The organism is Gilvimarinus polysaccharolyticus (assembly GCF_001187555.1).
Lineage (GTDB): Bacteria > Pseudomonadota > Gammaproteobacteria > Pseudomonadales > Cellvibrionaceae > Gilvimarinus > Gilvimarinus polysaccharolyticus.
The window spans coordinates 1,017,787-1,036,756 of record NZ_LFIJ01000002.1; the positions used below are offsets into that span (position 1 = coordinate 1,017,787).

General features: G+C 49.7%; 17 protein-coding genes. 6 read left to right on the top strand and 11 right to left on the bottom strand.

Translation table 11 applies throughout. From position 1 onward, the window contains the following. Positions 1-5: 5 nt before the first annotated feature. A complete protein-coding gene (locus GILYN3_RS13010) occupies positions 6-1,010 on the bottom strand; it encodes a type 2 periplasmic-binding domain-containing protein (RefSeq protein WP_049723393.1) in 1,005 nt (334 codons plus the stop codon). Positions 1,011-1,182: 172 nt separating this feature from the next. Here GILYN3_RS13010 and dauA point away from each other — a divergent pair, with 172 nt between their 5' ends. Then, positions 1,183-2,931: a C4-dicarboxylic acid transporter DauA gene (gene dauA, locus GILYN3_RS13015; RefSeq protein WP_049723394.1), complete on the top strand. Its 1,749-nt coding sequence runs from the start codon at positions 1,183-1,185 to the stop codon at positions 2,929-2,931. A 96-nt stretch (positions 2,932-3,027) separates the two neighbouring features. Continuing rightward, entirely contained in the window at positions 3,028-4,380 is a 1,353-nt protein-coding gene (locus GILYN3_RS13020) for a hypothetical protein (protein ID WP_049723395.1), read from the top strand. Positions 4,381-4,403: 23 nt separating this feature from the next. Here the strand turns inward: GILYN3_RS13020 and GILYN3_RS13025 are convergent, their stop codons facing one another. The 5 genes from GILYN3_RS13025 to modA form a co-directional block, all read right to left on the bottom strand. Next, positions 4,404-5,342, bottom strand: a complete 939-nt coding sequence (locus tag GILYN3_RS13025) for a hypothetical protein (RefSeq protein ID WP_049723396.1) — start codon at positions 5,340-5,342, stop codon at positions 4,404-4,406. Then, complete coding sequence (locus tag GILYN3_RS13030) at positions 5,339-5,680, bottom strand: PadR family transcriptional regulator (RefSeq protein WP_232305592.1); 342 nt, start codon at positions 5,678-5,680, stop codon at positions 5,339-5,341. The genes GILYN3_RS13025 and GILYN3_RS13030 overlap by 4 nt, the downstream gene beginning before the upstream one ends. Positions 5,681-5,800: 120 nt before the next feature. Further along, the gene (locus tag GILYN3_RS13035) at positions 5,801-6,775 is read right to left on the bottom strand and encodes an ATP-binding cassette domain-containing protein (protein WP_049723397.1); all 975 of its coding nucleotides are present in this window, start codon (positions 6,773-6,775) and stop codon (positions 5,801-5,803) included. Continuing rightward, positions 6,762-7,424 (bottom strand): molybdate ABC transporter permease subunit, encoded by a 663-nt coding sequence (gene modB, locus GILYN3_RS13040; RefSeq protein ID WP_157484936.1) that lies wholly within the window; start codon positions 7,422-7,424, stop codon positions 6,762-6,764. Before modB ends, GILYN3_RS13035 begins: the two co-directional genes overlap by 14 nt. Further along, positions 7,421-8,125, bottom strand: coding sequence for a molybdate ABC transporter substrate-binding protein (gene modA, locus GILYN3_RS13045; RefSeq protein WP_049723399.1), 705 nt, complete (start codon positions 8,123-8,125; stop codon positions 7,421-7,423). Before modA ends, modB begins: the two co-directional genes overlap by 4 nt. 236 nt (positions 8,126-8,361) lie before the next feature. Between modA and GILYN3_RS13050 the strand changes: the two genes are divergently transcribed. From GILYN3_RS13050 to GILYN3_RS13060, 3 genes are all read left to right on the top strand, one after another. After that, the gene (locus tag GILYN3_RS13050) at positions 8,362-9,411 is read left to right on the top strand and encodes a transglutaminase-like domain-containing protein (RefSeq protein ID WP_198147355.1); all 1,050 of its coding nucleotides are present in this window, start codon (positions 8,362-8,364) and stop codon (positions 9,409-9,411) included. Positions 9,412-9,677: 266 nt separating this feature from the next. Beyond that, on the top strand, positions 9,678-10,562 hold the full coding sequence (locus tag GILYN3_RS13055) for an endonuclease/exonuclease/phosphatase family protein (protein ID WP_049723401.1): 885 nt from the start codon (positions 9,678-9,680) through the stop codon (positions 10,560-10,562). A 93-nt stretch (positions 10,563-10,655) separates the two neighbouring features. Then, positions 10,656-11,597 carry a DUF6635 family protein gene (locus GILYN3_RS13060; protein WP_049723402.1) on the top strand — a complete coding sequence of 314 codons (942 nt, stop codon included), beginning with the start codon at positions 10,656-10,658 and terminating at the stop codon, positions 11,595-11,597. A 68-nt stretch (positions 11,598-11,665) separates the two neighbouring features. On the opposite strand, the gene GILYN3_RS13065 is transcribed toward GILYN3_RS13060, so the two are convergent. Then, positions 11,666-12,796, bottom strand: a complete 1,131-nt coding sequence (locus GILYN3_RS13065) for an AI-2E family transporter (protein ID WP_049723403.1) — start codon at positions 12,794-12,796, stop codon at positions 11,666-11,668. A 175-nt stretch (positions 12,797-12,971) separates the two neighbouring features. Continuing rightward, entirely contained in the window at positions 12,972-14,480 is a 1,509-nt protein-coding gene (locus GILYN3_RS13070; RefSeq protein WP_049723404.1) for a beta-N-acetylhexosaminidase, read from the bottom strand. 482 nt (positions 14,481-14,962) lie between these two features. Here GILYN3_RS13070 and GILYN3_RS13075 point away from each other — a divergent pair, with 482 nt between their 5' ends. After that, positions 14,963-16,477 carry a tryptophan halogenase family protein gene (locus GILYN3_RS13075; RefSeq protein WP_232305593.1) on the top strand — a complete coding sequence of 505 codons (1,515 nt, stop codon included), beginning with the start codon at positions 14,963-14,965 and terminating at the stop codon, positions 16,475-16,477. On the opposite strand, the gene GILYN3_RS13080 is transcribed toward GILYN3_RS13075, so the two are convergent. The 3 genes from GILYN3_RS13080 to GILYN3_RS13090 all read right to left on the bottom strand — a co-directional run bounded on the left by GILYN3_RS13080 (position 16,456) and on the right by GILYN3_RS13090 (position 18,895). Next, positions 16,456-16,656, bottom strand: a complete 201-nt coding sequence (locus GILYN3_RS13080) for a FeoB-associated Cys-rich membrane protein (RefSeq protein WP_049723405.1) — start codon at positions 16,654-16,656, stop codon at positions 16,456-16,458. The genes GILYN3_RS13075 and GILYN3_RS13080 overlap by 22 nt on opposite strands. 74 nt (positions 16,657-16,730) lie before the next feature. After that, positions 16,731-18,593, bottom strand: a complete 1,863-nt coding sequence (gene feoB / locus GILYN3_RS13085) for a ferrous iron transporter B (RefSeq protein ID WP_049723406.1) — start codon at positions 18,591-18,593, stop codon at positions 16,731-16,733. Beyond that, positions 18,590-18,895 carry a FeoA family protein gene (locus tag GILYN3_RS13090; RefSeq protein ID WP_049723407.1) on the bottom strand — a complete coding sequence of 102 codons (306 nt, stop codon included), beginning with the start codon at positions 18,893-18,895 and terminating at the stop codon, positions 18,590-18,592. The genes feoB and GILYN3_RS13090 overlap by 4 nt, the downstream gene beginning before the upstream one ends. Between the last annotated feature and the right edge of the window lie 75 nt (positions 18,896-18,970).

Sequence of the window (18,970 nt, forward strand, 5' to 3'; positions counted from 1 at the left end):
CAAGTTTAATCGTTCGATTTTTCTATGGGCTGAGGCTTATGCGCTAACAGTGGTTGAGCCAGTTCTGCCATAAGAACTGGGTTGGGATGTGTTAGTACCAAAATGTCGGTGTTTGGATCACCAATGCGCTGTATCGCAGGGCCAAAGTATTGCTTTAGTAATTGGTCGTGAGTACCGTTATCCGAGACTATTTTAAAGCCCTGTTCGATACGCTGTGCCAGCTCTGGATGTTTGCCACTTACCTGAAATACCATCGCGTGTGGGTAATAAATAATAGGTTGGTAAGCAATTGTTAATTGTTCGTGGAGTTTATTGGCTGAAAATTCTTGCTCGATCTCGGCAACACCTAAAAAGATGGCATCAAAGCGCGCATAGGCGAGCATCTCAAACATAGTTTCAAAGCGGCCGTTATCGTTGATGGTGAAACCGTTGTGGCGTAGGATTGCGGCATCTTCCCAGCTATGGCCCTGGCCGATAATTAAGTTGCGTAAATCGTGTTCGGCCGCAGCTTGTGCGTACCGCTGGTCATCGCCTTGGCGAATAATGGCGGCGCGATAACCCAACAGGCCTTTCATTACCGGCTGCCGAATCAAGAGTATGGTGTTGTCGCGAGTGTATTGATCCTCTCGTAACCCCGATACATAAACGTTGGCGAGCTTACCCTCAGCAATGACTTGCCGGCCACGCAGGGTGCCTAATGGGGCGTTGTTAACCGAGAGCTTGTAGCTAGGGTAATGGTCGGCGGTGCTGTCTAAAATGGCACTTAATAAGGCGATCTCATAAAGCCCACGAGCAGCCTTGCCGGCCCAAAGGGTGACTGGCATGGCGGCGTCATTATTTTGCTGTTGCTCGGATTGTGCGTTATTGATGGCATCGGCCTGTGATGCTTGAGCCAGCAGTAGGCAGGCCAATAACTGGCCGCATAGCAACAGCAAAGGCCGCAAATGCATAGCGGTAGCGACACAGTGTTTAATTTGACAGCTGCGCGTTGCGATAAATTGTAAGCACATAACCTAGCTCGATCGTCGGGTTAAAAACGCGGATACAGTTTGTCGTAATATAAGGCGAACTCAAAACCTATGAATATTATTGTGGCTTCGATGGTATAACGTGCCAGGGTGTTTTGGCAACTGACGGCTGAAGTCTTAGAACGTATAATAAAATTTTAGGGTAGGGTAAGTTATGTCGGCGCGTCGCCAATTTCAAGGGTTACATATCGCCAGTGGGCTACGTGACAGTTGCTTGCGCGAGCGCTATAGCTTAAAACAACTGCGCGGCGATCTTATGGCCGGCCTAACGGTCGGAATCTCGGCAATCCCGCTATCTATGGCGTTAGCTATTGCGATAGGGGTGCCGCCAGAACATGGTTTGTACACCTCGCTAGTGGCCGGCTTGATTATGGCCGTTTTAGGTGGTTCGCGTTATTCCGTCTCGGGGCCAACGGCGGCTTTTGTCGTAATCTTACAACCCGTGGTGCAGCAATTTGGTGTGCCGGGACTGATGCTAACCACATTGTTGGCGGGTGTTTTTATTTTACTTATGGCACTGGCGCAATTTGGCCGAGTGTTAAGTTACATTCCTCATACTGTTACCTTTGGTTTTACGCTGGGTATCGCCATTGTTATTGCCACCTTACAGATCCCAGATTTACTCGGCTTGGTGCTGACCGAGGCAATGCCGAGTTTCTTTTTTGCCAAGCTATGGGCTGTCGTCTCGCATCTGCCTACGGTGCATTGGCCAACACTTATTGTCACGTCGGTGTCGTTTGCGGTGATGTACCTTTGGCCTCAGGTAAAAGTACCGATTCCAGCGCATTTGATTACGTTATTGGCAGGTGTTTTCGTGGCATTGTTACTCGCACATTTTGGTTATCCTGTTGCGACAATCGCGAGCACGTTTGAATATCACGCGTTGACTGGCCATACAGTTGAAGGAATACCTAATTTTTTGCCACATTTCACGTTGCCATGGCAGGGGGTAGAGGGCAATTACTGGACATTTTCAATGTTGGGCGAGCTGCTGCCGAAAGCCTTAACCATCGCCTTACTTGGTGCGATCGAGGCGTTGTTATGCGCGGTTATGCTACAGCGTTTGACGGGCAAGCATTACCAAGCTAATGCCGAATTGTTTGGTCAAGGCGTGGGCAATATTGTCGCTCCGTTCTTTGGTGGTTTTAGCGCGGCCCCCGAGCTTGCTCGCTCGACTACAAATTATCGTGCTGGCGCAGCAACACCATTGGCTGCGGTTATCCACACTGGCGTTATCGCCGCGTGTTTGCTTTGGGCCTCGCCTTATCTTAAGCATTTGCCGATGGCCTGTATGGCTACGTTGGTTGTTATTGTGGCCTGGCGTATGTGTCACGGCCGGCAAATATTAAAAACAATCCGCACCGCACCCTCGGCAGACCTAATTGTATTTTTAATTTGTTTTTCATTAACGCTGTTGGTTGATATGGTGGTCGCTATTGGCTCGGCAGTGGTTATTGCCTCGTTGCTGTTTATGCGTGATATCGCCACTATGACCAAAGCGCGTGATATCACCAAAGCGCTCAGGCATGTACCGCGCCCTTTGCCTGAGCACTGGCGAGTCATCAAAATATCCGGGCCATTGTTTTTTGCTGCTGCCGATAAAATATTCACCGAGCTGGATGCGTTAGCTAAAGATCAGCAAGGGCTTGTTATACATATGGACGGCGTACCGCTGCTAGATGCCGGCGGGCTCGATGGTTTAACGGGATTTATTACCCGCTGTAAAAAACACCAATGCCAGCTGATTTTTTCTGATATTCAGTTTCAGCCGTTAAAAGCCATGGTTAAAGCGGGCATTAAACCTGAAAACGGCAATTTTACGATTTATCCAATACTCACCGATGCACTTGATGCGGTATTAGAGCAAGAGCTCGAGCCGCAACTAGCCAATGTAGATAGCTAACAAGCCCTATTTGAATTAATTTATGGTATAAAAGCGGGGCAGTCCATAGCTTATGGACAAATATCGCCTTGCAATAATAATAGACAGGGAGTTTTTATGATTCGTTTTTGTGTGTCTTTGGTATTATCTTTATCTGTTTTTCTTTCTGTTAACGTTGTCGCTGCGGAGCAGGCCTCTGCTCAATCAGGGTTAGATGTTAACGGCCGTTATTACGTTAGTAAATTGGATGTAGATCTAACTCAGTGTTGTGTATTTGGTGAGTTTCTTAATGAGCCACAATTCACCGCCGTAGTGCATAAAATGCTGTTATTTAAATTGCGTGAATCTGGTTTGACATTACTTGATCAGGCTGAAGATGATGCGATTGGTTTGAGTTTTCGATTAGATTACTACCGCCATTTCTGGGGCGATCAGACCCCAATGCCTATGGCAAAAATGGGTGATCCCGAATTCTTTTATAGTGTGGCTGCAAAGATGGGCGAGCAGGAGCTATATAGCTTTGACTCTGATCGACGCACGATGAAAAGCATTGATTTAGCTGGAATAAACGGCACCGATCAGCAGAAAAAAGACTATGGCTACGCACTAAGAGCCGGTGGTGTGCTTGCCGGCGCCATGATTAAAGAAATTGCCGGAGCCAGCTTTAATAATAAAGTGATACCAGCCGAATTTGTTCCAATGTTAATAGAGTTACAGGCAGAGTTTGCGGCCGAACCTGAGCGTGTTAACGATTACATCCCTGCAACTGTGACCGACGGCTACTTAACGATATTTTCCAGTGGCGATAGTGATGATCGTATCGACGCCTATAAAGCCATACGCCGGGGTTGGTATAATGACAAGCGCTTATTTGACGCGATTGTTAATAACATTAAACTGCGCTATACCCTTGATGAGCGCAGTGACATAAAAGAAACCCGAGAGGCGATGAATGCGTTGGCCAGTTCTGGCATGAGCATTTATGAAGAATTTTTTAAGGAGCTTGAGGTCGACGATAAAGCACCTAAAAAGATTCAGGGCCAAGCGGAAGATAGCCTGAAAATTCTGCAAAAACGTGCAGCATTAGTTGGCGCCGTGCACGACACTAGGACGATGGATCTAAGCCAAAACTGGCAAGTCAATCAGTTGGCCAACCGCGCCCGAAGCTTTGACAGAAAAACCTCGGTGGCGGCTTTAAAAGAGATTTATCGCAACCACCGTGACAATACCTATATTGTCGAATCGCTGGCTCAGATGCTAAAAGATGAGGCCTATGTGGATGGCTTTCGCTCTGGCCAGCGTACCGATGTCCATGCATGGGCCGTTCGTATTGTCGGCATGAGCGGACAAGAGCAATACCTCAGTTTGCTAAAATCTTTGGAAGATGACGCTGTATTTTCTAAAGTTCGTGACTACGCTGAAAAGTATTACGAAGAGCTGGAAGACTACATCGAAGATCAGCGTGATTAAACACTGTCGCTGGGTATCGGGCACTACAGTGCCCGATACCGTTTTATTTTAACGATAGAGTCAATTACAGCGACCACCAAATACCCCGCAATCCCCCATGTAATCCAATTGGCCGGTATATCAAACTGTTTAACGCTATCACCACTGCCGATCATAATGGCCAGTGGACTATCCCAACGGTAAATCGTGGCCATAATGATTAGTGTGGCAACAGACAGCGCTAACTCGGTTAGAATCTTGCGGCGAGTCCAGTAGGGCGACAATAGTTTTGTCACGCTGATGAGCATGCCGACGATAAGCACGGTATTAATCCAAGGTAATAGTGTGGCCCATTGCTCTGAAAAAATCAGCGCAATGGGTTGCTCCCCCAAGCTTTGTGGAATCACATGGTTTAACCATGCGGTAAAGTATACCGTCACCACCAACTCAAAAGCGGATCCAGTGCGGCTGATGTATTCCCCCTGCGTCACAACGTTGGGTAGCGAATCTGGCTTCCAGCGTTTAAATAAGTCCGTGCGGCTAACGGACTCACCCAGTAGATAAAAGATCAAGGTCAGCCAGGCAAAGCCGTACAAGCTCTGATGCAAAATACTCCACAGTGTTTGCGGCAGCGCTTGCCAAAAACGCACATCGCCTTGCCCAATCAATTCGACCCCAGCAAAGCATACCTGTAGCACGGCAATGGCAATTACCATCCATTGCAGCAACTGTAGGTAGACAGGGAATAGGCTTTCGCTCACCAGTGTTGGGCGCGGTTGAAAGTCTGCCGCCACCAGCATTGGGTGGCCGCGCTCGCGCAACAGCGTTTTTACTTCGTCGTCCGTAAGCGGGCGACCTAAAGATTCTTCGCGGTAATCGCACTCGTCTTGTAAATCGCTTAGCAGCTCATCGGCCACATCGTTTCTAACACTCGGTGGTAAGTGAGATTTAACCGCAAAGGTATAACGCTCAAGCCAGTTCATTGGGTTGCCTCTTTAATGTTTTTTAACGCCTGGTTTAGGTTTTGCCACTCTTCAGTCATTGCCACGCGAGCGCTGTCGCCAGTATCGGATAGCCGGTAAACGCGCCGTTTGCGCCCTTCTTGCAGCTGCCATTCACTGCTCAGTAAATCTTGGCTTTCCAACCGGCGCAGCAATGGGTAAAGCGTACCTTCGTCCACCTCTAATCCGCGCTCTTGCAAAAAGCGACGCAAAGAGTAGCCGTAATGCGGCTGCGCTAACGCCTCAAGCACCGCCATAATCAGCAGCCCTCGACGCAGCTCCATGGTTAGTTTGGTTAATCGTTCAGGCTCGTCCGTCAAAATTACACCTATACTATGTATTGCACAGTATATACTATGTGGTACACAGTAGTGGGCTGTCAATAGGCTATTGAAAATAAGATGGGGGTCAAATGAGGTGTTTATCTTGGCGTGTGGGTTCTAGGCTGGTTTAGCGGCGTGGGCTTTAAATTGCGCAAACACGCTAAGGCCTTTTTCCAAGCCTAAGGTTGTCACCGCTTTGGGGGTAATAAGCGCGTATAGCTCATAGCCGTGCCAATCTAGCGTGGCAATTAAGCTGGTATCGCTAATGTGACTTAAGTCGGTAACGGTGACTTTAAGGGTGTTGGCAATACTGGAGGGGCCGGGTTGCTGGCGGGCGATGGATACCTCGTGGGCATCGATGCGGATACGCAAGGTGCTGGGCGCAAGTGGGCCGCATTCGAGCCGGTGGCCGTTAACCAGCACTTGGCCATCGTGGGGCTTACCGTCTAACGGCCACAGGGCGCAAGCGTTACTGGGGTGGTTAAGGACGTGGGCTCGGTGGGCATCGGCTAGGGTGCTAAGCGTGTTGCTTTGCCAGTGATACACCCAGTGGCAGGTGGCGGTTAAGTCGTGCCACTGGTGGCTGACTAAGATGGCCGAGAGCTGCCGTTGGGTAGCGATGCGATGTATCACACTTAATACCTGCCGCGCGGCGTTAGCGTCCAGGGCTGAGACGGGTTCGTCGAGTAACAGTAAATGCTTAGCGCAGATAACCGCTGCCAATAGTGCGACTCGTTGACGCTCACCACCCGAGAGAGTGTCGCTATATTGTTGTAACAACGGGGTAATGTGCAGTTCGTGGGCAATGCTTTGCCAGTCGTTAAATTGATGCCGTTTGGCCAAGGTGCCAAGCATTGCTTGCACTTGTTGGTTGGGCCATAGCGGCGCACTTTGCGCAGCCCAGCCCAGGCCGCGTTTATGGCTGGGTAGGGCGAGTAAATTAGGGTGTTGGTCGCATTGCAACCAGCCACTAGTGCCACAGGCAATGCGGGTTAATAGTTGCGTTTTACCACAGCCTGAGGGGCCACTAATGCCAAGCCACTCGCCCTTGGGCCAGCGCCATTGTTGGCCGTCTAGCTCAAATTGCCACACGGGTGTGCCCTCGTTTTTTTTGCCAGCTGTAAAGCAGTACCAGAAGCGCGAAAGAGGCGGCCAATAACCCCCCAGCAATGCGGTGGGCCTGGGCAAAGTTAAGGGTTTCAACTTCATCGAATAATAAAATAGACAGCACTTGAGTCTCGCCAGAAATGTTGCCGCCGATCATTAACACTACGCCAAACTCGCCCACGGTGTGGGCAAACCCCAAGGCACTGGCCATCACAAATGCGTGGCGAGTGGCGGGCAAAACAATGTGGCGCAATAGCTGAAATGGGTTTAACCCTTGGCTGCGTCCCAGTTGTAATACTCGAGGCTCTAGCTGGCTAAAACTGGCAGCCAGTGGCTGCACCACAAATGGCAGTGAGTAAATGACCGAGCCTATGACTAAGCCGGTAAAGCTAAAGGCTAACCCCGATTGGCTGAATTGACCGATGGCACCATCGGGGGCGAGCAACAGTAAAAGATAAAACCCCAGTACTGTGGGTGGGAGTATTAGCGGTAGCGCGACGGCGGCTTCGACTAATGTGCGTAAATGGCGCGCGCGGCCCTGCGCCAGCCACCACGCTAAGGGTGTGCCTAGTACGAGCAGCACCAGTGTGGTCACCAGTGCCAGTTTACAGGTAATCCAAATGGCGGCATTCACGGTTTGGCGGTTAAGTATCCGTTTTGTTGAATAAGCTGTTGTGCTGTATCGCTCAGTAAAAAGGTTAAAAATAACGATGCTGCGCTGGAGTTATCTATCACGCTTGCGGCCTGTGTTAGCACGGCGGCGTGAGGTAAAGAATACCAGTATAGCTGGGGTGCAAGCTCGGTAAAGCTTGCGGCCACGAGTGCGCAGTCAGCGTTGCCAGTGACGACAAATTGCAGCGCTCCCGCAACTGATCCGGCTTGAACTTGTTTGGCGCTAATACCCTGGCCGTGTTCGCTTAACCAGATGATGGCGGCGCGTCCGTAAGGTGCGGTACGGGTGTTGGCCAGCGCTAAAGTGTTGGCTTGTTGCAGTGCCTGGGTACTGGATTGGACATTTTGGTTGCAGGCGAGAATCAGCTGGCCGCGGGCGTATACCTGCGGCTGGGCGCTTTTACCTTGGTTAAAAAGTAGCTGAGGAAAATCTGCATCGGCCGATAAAAATAAACCAAAGGGTGCGCCGGCTAAAATTTGTTGCGTAAGTGCGCCAGAGGGGCCGCTAGAGAGGCTGATGGCAATATCGCTTTGAGCTTGCCAGACAGGTAATAAGGCCTCGAGTGTCGGCTTAAAGTTACTCGCCACGGCAATGCGCAATGTCTCGGCGGCCTGAGTATGGCAGACGAAGATCAATAATAAAGCGGCGGTGACAGCTCTCATACGTTTTACCGGTAGTGATAGCGCCCAAGGTCTGTACGCTTAAAGTCGTTATTGTGCCATATGGGGTGAAGCCTGTTGCGACTAATTCGGCCCTGTGCTTGAGGATCGCCTATACTCATAAGGTGTTAATTAAGACAAGAGGGCGGGCTATGGTTGGGGTAGCTTTAAAACGACAGTTAAAAAGCGTCGTTACGTGCCTGTTGTTGGCCTCTGTCTGCGCTTGCAGCAACACGAGTGTGAGTCAATTTGTCTCGGCGCCCGACAAAGCCTTGATTGATCGTGCGTTATCGGGGGCGGAGCTGGATATTTTGCAGCAAATACCCGCCCAGCGTATTGCCCCCGACGAGCTTCTTGCTATAACTCCCCAAATGGCACACTTTGCCGAACAAGCTGTAAGTGCTGCACGCAACGACGCTGATAGGGTTCAAGCGTTGCATGACGCGCTGTTGTTACCCGAGTCTGGCGGTGGCCGAGGTATACAGTACGAGGCCAGCGCAACTTATACTCCAGCCCAAGCTTATCGGCTACAGCGAGCCAACTGCCTGAGTTTTTCATTGTTGTTTGTGGCTATGGCTCGCCACATTGGGCTGGAAGCGCATATCAACGATGTGGCGATTCCGCCCACGTGGGATAGAATTGACGACCGATTGCAGTTTATGCGACACGTTAACGTCAAAGTTAAATTGCGGCATAATATTGATACGCTTGTGATCGACTTAGATATGCGTAATTACCGAGCATATTACTCGCAACAAACGATTAGTGACCGCACGGCAAAAAGCCAGTTTTATAACAATCTCGCCATTGCTCCCACCAACCCGCAAAGTGATACACTTGACAGCCGATTTTATAATTTAAAGCAAGCTTTGGCGTTGGATGATCGTCAGAGTTTTTTATGGAATAATTTAGCTACCTTGTACCGTCAACAAGGTTTGCATGAGTTATCCGAGGCGCTTTATGCCGAAGCGCTCACACGCAATCCGCAAGATTTAACGGCGATACGTAATTTAAGCCAGCACTATCGTTATACCGGCAGGCTTGTTCTGGCCGAACAGCTCGATGCACTGGCGTATAAGTATCGCGAGAGTAACCCTTACTATCAATATCGTTTGGCATCTCAGTATTATCGCAATGCTGAATATCAGTTGGCCGCAGAAAAAATTGAGATTGCCATTAAAAAGCACCCAGGAGAACAGTTGTTTTATAAGCTTGCGGTAGATATCTACGAGACGATGGGGCTTACGCGAAAATTGCAAAAAGCCCAGCGGGCGAGTGAAGTGTTATAGTCTAGGTGAGATAGGCATAACCCAAAATTCATATAATCCCAAGTTCACATGACACAGTGGCGATATTGCTAGCGGAATTCAATGTTGTTTTTAAATATCCAGAATGTACTGTTTTTAGATCGAGCCCTAAGCGCAGGGCTAAAGTGGTCAGCCTTTAATATACGCCCGATCATGCTTTGCTCGCTTAGACATCCATCTGATAAAAATATACATCGGCACCCAAAGTGTTGAGCTACTGTAAGATTAAAAAAATAATACGGTGCTCGATGGCTTTGTGCATATTGCCGGTAACGGTATTAAGCGGCACTGCACAAAGCGTTAATGATGTAAGTTTGCCCGAGCCCAAGGCCACTTTAAACGATGTCGAAAAAGCCTTAACCGGCAGCGCAAAAAGTGCCGATCAGTGTCAGGCAAAGCTTCGCCGTAGTCGAGCAAAAACCTATGGTTTGGAATATCAGCTGCCCAATGTTTTTTCGATATTAAGTTGGAATATCTATAAAGCGCAAAATAAGAATTTATTAGAAGATTTAACAGCTTTAAGTCATAAGGTAGATATCGTCTTGCTGCAAGAGGCGTTTAAAGATAAAAACCTTGAATCATTAAAACCATATTGGCGTTTTTCGCCTGGGTATCGTTCAGATAATATGCAGTCTGGAGTGATGACATTAAGCCATTGGCCAGCCTCGGTACACTGCCAATTTAGCCATCAAGAACCTTGGCTAAATACCCCAAAAGCCACCAATGTAGTCGAGTATGTGCTACAAAATGGTGAGCGCTTATTGGCGATAAACTTACACGCTATTAATTTTACGTGGGGTACTAAGGCTTACCATGCGCAACTAAATACGGCTGCAGCCATTATGCGCGCTCATCGAGGCCCGATTATTTTTGCGGGCGACTTGAACAGCTGGAGCTACTCACGACGTAAGGTATTAACCGATGTGCTGACGCCGCTTGGTTTAGTGGCGACCGAATTTCCAGTTGATAACAGAACGCTTACCTTTGGTCTGGCATTGGATTATGTGTGGTCGCGCGGTGTCACCATTAACGCCGCCGAAGTGCCAATCTACGAAAGCTCTGATCATAACCCTTTGCTGGTAACTGTAAAAATAATCAAGTCTAAAAAGGCTTCCTATGTGGCGCAAGAGTAGCGGTATAATGGCCGCCTTTGGTGTTAGATCGCCGCTAAGGTGTCATGTTTGCTTAAGGCAAAAGAGCGCCTCCTTACTAGAAGTCGTTGCCGTATGACAAACAAAGCAAGCCTCCCTGCCAATAATTCGGTTTTAATGGCAATAATCGAGCAAGGTATTGAAGATTACTTTAACGAGTGTCGCGCTCGCATCCCTAGTTTTGTAAAGCAGCATTTTTTCTATCCTGGCGCTTGGCATACTAATCGGCGAGCGTTGGGCTGGGATATATTACGGGCACCGTTTAATTTGTTGTGGGTGCCTTTTTACATTGTTTTTCGCAGCCTTGCGTGGTTAAGCCATACCTGTGGCGGAGCTAAATTAGCGCATCAGTTGATGCGTATTCCCAGCGGTATGCAAACTGATGTGCAGCGGTATTTAATGACATGCGCGGAGCGCGAGTTATTAATGCGCTCTGAGAATAAAAATCGACTGCGTGAGTGCATAGTCGCCGCTATTGTCGGGCACGAATCACTCACCCAATTAGACGCGGAGCACGAGCAGCGTTTAGGGCGTAATTTGGCTAATGCGTTAACTCAGTACACATTAACCCGTACAGCAACGGCTGATATTAGTAACACCCTGGTGGCAACCTTAGCTGGGGCTTTTACGCTGCAAAAATTTACCCCCGGTGGACTCGCAATCGGCGTGGTATTAGCGGGTGCTTTTGCCAATCGAGCCGCCGCGTGGGATTTTATTTTGGGCCCAACGTTGGGGGGATGGTATTACACGCTCTTTCCGGTTGAGCCGGGTGCTAGCTTGGTTGTGTTGTCGGCGACCGGTGTGATGGCGTTAATGGCCGTTTTTGCTTGCTTTTCTGGCTTGATATCAGACCCGCTACAAGGTTGTCTGGGCATTCATCAGCGCCGTCTTAGGCATATGCTCGATAGTGTAGAGCGAGACTTTAAACGGCAAACCCAAGGGAGCTTTAGGCCTAAAGATGCCTATTTGGCCCGCCTAATGGATATCATCGATGCCGCAAGATTGAGCGTAACATAAGGCTTCTGGCGGGTTGTGGGTGAAGCATCTTTGCGCCAAGGCTGCAGCCTTGGCGCAAAGTGAAGGCGTTAGCTGGTCGGTTCGGCAGGACTTGAATCGTCATCTAAGATGTCCTCTAAAACTTCCGGCGAGCTATCTTCTTTTGGCTCTTCGATATTGATTTCACGCATAAAGATTCCCCAAAATGCTATAAACAACGCGGCGATTAAAGGCCCGATGACAAAGCCGTTTATGCCAAATAATGCCATGCCGCCTAAGGTCGATAGCAGCACTAGATAGTCGGGCAGTTTGGTGTCACGGCCCACTAGTACTGGACGTAAAAAGTTGTCAACTAAGCCAATTACACCGCCGCCAAAGACAATTAGAATAATGCCATGGGTATAATTTCCCACCGCCAAAAAATACACCGCAACCGGCGCCCAAATAATAGCCGCGCCCACCGCTGGCAGTAGTGAAGCAAACGCCATAACAACCGCCCATAGCAATGCCGCCGGAACCCCTAGCGCCCAAAAAATAAACCCGCCCAGTGCGCCCTGTACAATTGCCACCACTAAATTACCCTTAACGGTTGCACGGGTTACCTCAGCGAATTTGGAAAACAGTAAGCGCTCGCGGGTATCACCCATGGGGAGGGCGCGAATCATTAGCTCTAGCAGGTTGTTACCGTCGCGCAAAAAGAAGAAAGTAAGATAGAGCATTAAGAAAAAATCGAGTACAAACTTAAATGCATTTTGACCAATGTTAAAGGTGTACTGGGCAATAAACTTACCGCTGTTCATGGCAAAGTTTACCGCTTGATCTTTTAGATCATTAAGGTTTACACCAAAATGTTCTAGGGTGTCTTGCACAATAGGAAAGCCGCCCTGAAACTGTTCAATTTTTTTGGCAGGGTCGATCTCCCCGGAATCGATTTGTTGGTATAACGTTGCCGCCTGACCGATAACCGAGCTGACTAGCAAGATGACCGGAATAATGACAATGATCAAACAAAACAGCAGAGTGATTAATGCGCGAATATTGGGTCGGTTTTCAAATTTACTTAAAAAGCGAATTTGCGCTGGATAAAAAATAATGGCCAGAGCGCAGGCCCAAAAAATTGGCCCAAAGAACGGTTGTAAAATACCTAAAAATGCGACGGACACCAATAACAGTAATCCGAGAAATGATTTTAGTTCGAGAGATTGTCTAAATTCAGGCATAAATGTGCCTCGCTGTGTGGCCGCAGTGGCGATTATTTAAAGATGCAGCGAGTTTAACACGGAGGATCGTGAAGTGTCGTCGAGAGCCGATGGTTTGACGAGGTAGCGGGGCATTGCTCCCGCTACAGTAACGCTAAAATAGCCGGCGCGTTTATCGCGCCGGGCTTGTTGCCGGCTACCAGTTTAACGCAGGCTCGCGGTAGTACTGGATACCCATAGCGTCGAGCATCGGGCGCAGAGCGTTAAGACGCGTTAAAAACTCTTGGTAGTCACGATTTTCGGCGCGGCTCCAGCCGAGTTCGGCAGTCGCTGTCACGCGTGGCCAAAGTCGGTTGTCGGCGGTGTGGTCGGTATGAATCAGCTCTGACCACATGGCCGATTCCACGCCTAAAATTTGCGTGTAAGCTTGCGGATTTAATTGGTATGCACGCTCAAGTGGTACGCCTTCCTTGCGGCACCAATCGTAAGTATTGGGTTGTCCCTGATAATTGCCGTGGTCAAAGTAGCTGTAGCTACAGGGCGACAAAATCAGTTGATGGCCACGATCAAGCGCCGGCTGTATGTCGTATTTATCGTTCCATAGTTGCAGCAGTACGTCCGGATCGTTGTCGGCCACCGAGCCCTCTTCCCAAGCGATGGCCGTGCGACCTAAATCGGCGACAATCCGAGTGGCACGAGCGATAAACTCTGGGTAGAGCGGGTCTTTAATTTCATCGCCACCGATGTGAATGTACTGCGATGGAAATAGTTTTACGATATCGGTTAGTACGTCGGTTACAAATGTGTAGGTTGTATCTGGGTCGGTTAAGCACAATTTGCTAAAGCCAACCTCTAAACCACTGTAGGGGGCGAGGTTAGTAACATCATCACAGGCCAGTTCATTGTAAGAGGCAATGGCCGCCTGAGTGTGACCGGGTAAGTCGATCTCTGGCACTAGAGTTACATGACGGTCTTGCGCGTATTTTACTAAGTCGCGAATCTCGGCCTGTGTATAAAAACCACTGCGGCCACCGTCGACTGCGCTGGCCCCTCCAATCTGGGTAAGCTTAGGGTAGTCTGTGATTTCGATACGCCATCCTTGGTCGTCACTTAAGTGTAGATGTAAGCGGTTGAGCTTAAAGCGTGCCATCCGATCAATGTGCGCCTTGATGTACTCTACCGATAAAAAGCTACGAGCAACATCCAGCATATTACCGCGCCAACTAAACGTTGGGCTGTCGATGATGCTGGTATTGGGCAGCTCGTAGTGGGCTTGTACTTGACTTGGCAACAGCTGGCTCAGGGTTTGCACGGCGTAGAACAGGCCGGTATCGGTGTTGGCACTGAGTATAATTTGCTGATCGATATCGAGCCGATAGCCTTCACTGCCAAGCGCGGGTTCATCGACTAAATACAATTGGATTTGAGTGCTGGCCGATGTGTCGCGAGTAATATCCAAAGTCTTAAGTAAATTCTTAAGTGCTAAGGTTGATGTTGCCGTGCCGTCGGCGGCTTCGACATGGACGACATTGTGCAGCACCAAGGTGCCGGGTAAGCGTGTTACGGATTCTGGATAGGGAATTAGCGCTAGCTGCTCGGTGCTTGTGGCTGCGAGCTTACTTGCCCCATTGGCGGCGCCTCGATCTATATGGCTGCCGCAGCCGGCGAGCAGGAAAATTGTGAGTGTAGTCAGTATTTTTTTCATGTGGTGCTCCGCTGAGTACTGTTTTGCTAGCTTGGCTTCTTATTTGTTGCCGATCGAGCGGGCCGTTAATCCTAGTCGCTATAGCGGTCGGATTACCGGCAAGGCAATGATAAGGGCAGCTATAAAAAGGTAGCTATAAAATGGTTATAAAGTGTCAAGCCTCATTCGGTGATCTCAGAAATAAGGACTCTCTTGGCTGGGCATTCTATGGCGAGCATCATGGGCAGGCAGTCGATGGCGGGCATTTTTAGCCAAATATTGTTGCGAGTAAAATACACGGCTGTAGATTATACTACCGAGAAGTTTAATCGCCCTAGGCGTTTATATTATCTACTAGTTGCGCCGCACAGGCTGCACTGCTAATCAAAGATAAATAATATCAACCCACATAGCAACATTGTTTGCAGGTTGAGTCGATATTCTTACATAACTTTAAAGTTAACCATAAAAAATAAACCTAATCGTACCGATGAGGAGCGCGGGTGGCAGAGTTAACCGCAATAAAGAAGTTTGTGATATTAGGCGGGGGCACCGCAGGCTGGATGGCGGCCACGACCCTCGGAAATATCTTTAAAGGCACTGATGTCACCATTGAGGTGATCGAGTCGCCTAATGTTGGGATTGTGGGCGTGGGTGAGGCGACCGTGCCATTATTTATTGATTTTATTCGACGCGCCGGTATCAATGAAGTCGACTTTATCCAAAAAACTCAAGCGACATTTAAGTGGGGTATACAGTTCTCTGACTGGCGAGTAAAAGGCGAAGATTACTTCCATTCTTTTGGTGATATCGGCCGCACTATTGATGGCCATGATTTTTACCAGATTTGGTTAAAGTCTAGAGCGATGGGTGACCTTACCCCCTTGTTGGCGCACTCGCCCGAGGCGCAGTTGGCCAAGCACGGAAAATTTTACCTGCCTTTTAATGCAGCTAAGACCCCGCTTGCCAATGCACGTTATGCGTTGCACCTTGATGCCACTTTAGTGGGGCGATACCTTGCGGATTACGCTCAATCGTTGGGTGTAAAGCGGCGGGAGGGGCACGTACAAAATGCGGTGCTAGATGAGCGTGGTTTTATTGCGAGCCTGCAATGTGACGATGGCGCGAGTGTGAGTGCCGACTTTTTTATTGATTGCAGCGGTTTTACTGGCTTGTTGATCGAGCAAACTTTACAGGCCGGTTACGACGATTGGTCGAACTGGCTGCCTTGCGACCGGGCGGTTACCGTACAAAGTAAAAAGCCACCCGAAACAACCCCTTTTACTCTTGTGACCGCGCGTGAGTCGGGCTGGACCTGGCGTATCCCATTACAATCGCGCACCGGTAATGGTTATGTTTATTCCAGTCAATTTAGCAGCGACCAACAAGCCTGTAACACCCTGCTTAATGGACTCGATACCGAGGCGATAAACGAGCCACGAGTGATTCCTTTTAGCGCGGGAATTCGGCGTAAGGTGTGGTACAAAAACTGCCTCGCTCTTGGTTTGGCGCAAGGTTTTCTGGAGCCGTTAGAGTCTACCGCGATCCACCTGGTGTCAAAATCGCTGGCACACTTTATAAGGCTTTATCCAAAGGCCGACTGTGCAACAGTTTTACAGGATGAATTTAACCGGCGCATCAAAGCCGATTATGAAGAGATTCGAGATTTTTTAGTTGTCCACTATTGTACCAGCGAGCGAACAGATACCGAGTTTTGGCAATATTGTCGCGCGTTAACACTGCCTGAAAGTTTGCAGGAAAAATTAACCTTGTTTCGTCAGCAGGGCGGATTATTTGCGGGCGTAGAGGACTTTTTTCAGCCGTCTAGCTGGCAGATGGTGTTAACGGGTATGGGGCAGCTACCTGATGATTATAACCGGACGGTTGATGCGCTTGATTACGAGGCACTGAAGCGTTCGCTGGCCAGTGGTGTCAATGCCATTGATAAGGTAGTTGCGGCGCAACCGAACCACGATGATTTTTTGCGTCAGTACTGTCAGGCGCCGCGGCTAGGTTGAACCTCTATGGTGTGAACTTCGATGTTAGCATCGCGGCGGCTAACGGTTGAGCACGCCGACTGTGCGCTGCAGCCGCTGCAACCGCTGGAGCAGCTTGAGCGCCGCCCAGGTAGCATGCGGCGCACCACAGCAATAGTGGCCAGCACAACACAGACGGCGACGATTAACTCTTGCCACATGGTGTTTCTCCTGTTGAGCCGCGCGGTTATTTAACGCAGATCTATTTACTTGGTTACGGGTCTTTAAACGTTTTTTAACTTAAAACGGCGGTTGCTATTTGATAGGTGGCAACCGCAAAAAAGTAAGCTAAGGCAAATAAGTAAATGGTAAAAAAGGCTGTCGCCGAGCGCGAGTTAGTTTCGCGGCGCACCACGGCAATAGTGGCTAAACACTGAGGTGCGTAAACAAACCAAGCCAAGTAAGCCAAAGCTGTAGGTAGCCCCCAGCTTTGACCTAAAGTTTGACCTAAGGCTTGCTCAAAGGTATCACCGCCAACCGCGTACACGGTTGCCAGCGCACTTACGGCAACTTCGCGTGCCGCCATCGCTGGAATCAACGCGATACACATTTGCCAAGTAAAACCCATTGGCTCAAATATCGGCTGCATAAAGCGCCCAAGCTGGCCCGCTAAGCTGTATTCGATGGCCGGGCCAACCGCGCCAGCGGGTGGTCCCGGAAAGCTCGATAGCGCCCAGAGCACGATGGAGAGTGCGAGAATAATGGTGCCCACTCGACGTAAAAATACCCAGGTACGTTCACGTAATCCCAGCAGTAAATGGTAGGCCGACGGCCAGCGATACGCGGGCAGTTCGAGCAACAGTGGAAACTCCTCACGAGTGCGGCGCAGACGCATCAACCAAGCCATTAGGGCGGCACTGACAATTCCCGCCATATACAGCACAAATAGTGTAAGCCCTTGCAGGTTAAAGATTCCCCAGACTTTTTGACTGGGAATAAACGCGGCGATGATGAGGGTATACACGGGTAAGCGCGCCGAGCAGGTCATGAGTGGCGCCACCATAATGGCGATAATACGCTCGCGTGGATCGGGTACCGTGCGGGTCGCCATAATGCCCGGTATGGCACAGGCAAAGCTCGACAGTAACGGAATAAATGAGCGGCCCGATAGCCCGACGCCGCGCATGGGGCGATCGAGCAAAAACGCGGCGCGGGTTAAATAACCCGAATCTTCGAGCAATAGAATAAAGAAGAATAAAATAATAATTTGCGGCAAAAACACCAAGACGCCACCAACCCCAGCGATTAAGCCGTCGGCTAGAAAATCTTTAAGAATACCATCTGGGAGTGTCGCGGCCACCCATTCACTTAAGGCGCCAAAACTGCCGTCAATCAAGTCCATAATAGGCGCGGCCCAGGCAAATACAGCCTGGAATATCAGCAGCAGTACCACAAATAGCGTGATAAGACCGGCCACAGGGTGCATCACAAAGCGGTCGAGCTTATCTTGCCAGGTTATGGTGTCGGGCGGGGCTGTTACGTAGGCTGCAGTGAGCTGTTCGATGTGTTGGTAGAGCGACTCGACCGATTCTTGACGGCTGGCATCGGCATCGCTGATCACATTAGCTTGGGTGTTTTGTTGTTGCGCGGTAATCTGATCCATCGCGTCGCACAAGGCATTTAAACCGTGACGTTTAATCGCGACAGTCTCGACGACGGGTACACCGATGGCGGCGGCTAGACCGTCGGTATCAATTTTGATACCGCGGTGGGTGGCGGCATCTGCTTGGTTCAACGCTAAAATCATCGGCCGGCCGAGCTTTTTTAGCTCTAGCACTAAACGTAGGCCCAGGCGTAAGTTGGTGGCGTCGACCACAGCAATTAAGACATCTGGAGGCGCTTCGCCAGCCATTTGTCCCAAAATAATATCTCGCGCAACCTTCTCGTCTAGCGACGATACATGCAGGCTGTAAGTGCCGGGCAGGTCGATTAACTGAGCCGGACTTGCTGTGCCAGACACCGGCCCAGTGCGCCGCTCGACCGTTACCCCGGGGTAGTTGGCAACTTTTGCGCGGGCGCCGGTTAAACGGTTAAAAATGGAGGTTTTACCGCAGTTTGGGTTGCCTACAAGGGCAAAGCGTAACGCTTGGACACTCATGGCTGATCCTCCGTTGCCACTGCCACTTTGCTCGCCTCACTGCGGCGCAAAGCAAATTTGGTTCCGGCAATTTTTACCGCCAATGGGTCGCGTCCTAAAAATCCGTAACCAAGCACCGTCATGCTAACGCCGGGTAAAAAGCCAAGCTCTTTTAGCCGCAAGGTTACCTGCTCATCTTGGGCGCCAAACGCAGGCTGGCTGAGCAGCTCGGTAATGCGCAAGGTTTCTCCTTTGCGGCATTGATCGAGTGAGCGAGGGCGCTGCTGTGGAGCGCTAGCGGTCGAGATAGGGCTGGGTGTCATAGCGTGGAATGTTTCTTGGTTGGTAATGAGAGTAATTACTAATTAGGATACTCGCTTTGTCGTGCGGGGGCAATG

Bases quoted from the DNA above. Each gene is read 5' to 3' on its own strand.
- GILYN3_RS13010 (WP_049723393.1), bottom strand. From the start codon at position 1,010: ATGTGCTTACAATTTATCGCAACGCGCAGCTGTCAAATTAAACACTGT.
- dauA (WP_049723394.1), top strand. From the start codon at position 1,183: ATGTCGGCGCGTCGCCAATTTCAAGGGTTACATATCGCCAGTGGGCTA.
- GILYN3_RS13020 (WP_049723395.1), top strand. From the start codon at position 3,028: ATGATTCGTTTTTGTGTGTCTTTGGTATTATCTTTATCTGTTTTTCTT.
- GILYN3_RS13025 (WP_049723396.1), bottom strand. From the start codon at position 5,342: ATGAACTGGCTTGAGCGTTATACCTTTGCGGTTAAATCTCACTTACCA.
- modA (WP_049723399.1), bottom strand. From the start codon at position 8,125: ATGAGAGCTGTCACCGCCGCTTTATTATTGATCTTCGTCTGCCATACT.
- GILYN3_RS13055 (WP_049723401.1), top strand. From the start codon at position 9,678: ATGGCTTTGTGCATATTGCCGGTAACGGTATTAAGCGGCACTGCACAA.
- GILYN3_RS13060 (WP_049723402.1), top strand. From the start codon at position 10,656: ATGACAAACAAAGCAAGCCTCCCTGCCAATAATTCGGTTTTAATGGCA.
- GILYN3_RS13065 (WP_049723403.1), bottom strand. From the start codon at position 12,796: ATGCCTGAATTTAGACAATCTCTCGAACTAAAATCATTTCTCGGATTA.
- GILYN3_RS13070 (WP_049723404.1), bottom strand. From the start codon at position 14,480: ATGAAAAAAATACTGACTACACTCACAATTTTCCTGCTCGCCGGCTGC.
- GILYN3_RS13080 (WP_049723405.1), bottom strand. From the start codon at position 16,656: ATGTGGCAAGAGTTAATCGTCGCCGTCTGTGTTGTGCTGGCCACTATT.
- feoB (WP_049723406.1), bottom strand. From the start codon at position 18,593: ATGAGTGTCCAAGCGTTACGCTTTGCCCTTGTAGGCAACCCAAACTGC.
- GILYN3_RS13090 (WP_049723407.1), bottom strand. From the start codon at position 18,895: ATGACACCCAGCCCTATCTCGACCGCTAGCGCTCCACAGCAGCGCCCT.